At 69.5% G+C, this 796-nt stretch carries 1 protein-coding gene; it reads right to left on the reverse strand.

Translation table 11 applies throughout. From position 1 onward, the window contains the following. Positions 1-796, reverse strand: a 796-nt coding sequence (locus E2E34_RS34550) for an acyltransferase family protein (protein ID WP_138905748.1), incomplete at both ends; no start/stop codon positions are given.

The raw sequence follows: 796 nt of genomic DNA on the forward strand, positions 1-796 counted from the left end.
CGAGCACGAGCGTCAGCAGGACAGCGCACAGCACCAGCCCGACGATCTCGAAGGGGGTGTTCACCCGGGCGATCCAGCCATGCTCCCGGACCGGCAGGATGACCAGAGGATGCAGCAGGTAGACGGTGAAGCCGCCCGCGCCCACCGCGGAGACCAGCGGCAGCCGGCGCCGCGGCATCAGCCGCAGCAGGCACAGCACGAGGGCCGCGGCGGAGGCGAGCACCAGCAGCCGGACGACCCAGGCCCATTCCAGGCCGAGGGGATCGGCGACGGAGTAGGGGTGGCGCATCGACAGCCAGTTGCCCTTGATCTCCCGGTGCCACAGCAGGCCCACGACGCAGGAAGCCAGGATTCCGGCGACCGCCACGGGCGGGCTCCAGCGGCTGGTGAACCAGGTGCGCAGCGAGCCCTGCCCGATGCGCCAGCCGAGGTAGAACAGCGGGAGGTAGACCAGTGTCCGGCTGGCCGAGAAGGCCATCCCGAACTCGTCGACGTACCCCACCGCGAGAGCGACGCACGTGGTGACGAACAGCGGGTGCCGCAACTGCACCACCAGCGGCAGCAGCAGCCGCCAGAAGAAGAGGGACATCAGGAACCACAGGGTCCACGGCAGTTGTACGACATGCACGGTGAACTCGGCGCCCAGCCAGTAGTTCTCCAGCGAGAAGAGCAGGCTGAAGATGAGCGCCGGCAGCACGATGCTCTGCAGGAGGGTGCGCAGGCTGCGGGGGCCGAGCGGGCCCGCGCTGCTGAACACACCGGCCAGCATGACGAAGGCCGGCACCCGGAAGGCCCA

The sequence above is a fragment of the Streptomyces albidochromogenes genome, from assembly GCF_005981925.1.
Taxonomy (GTDB): domain Bacteria; phylum Actinomycetota; class Actinomycetes; order Streptomycetales; family Streptomycetaceae; genus Streptomyces; species Streptomyces albidochromogenes.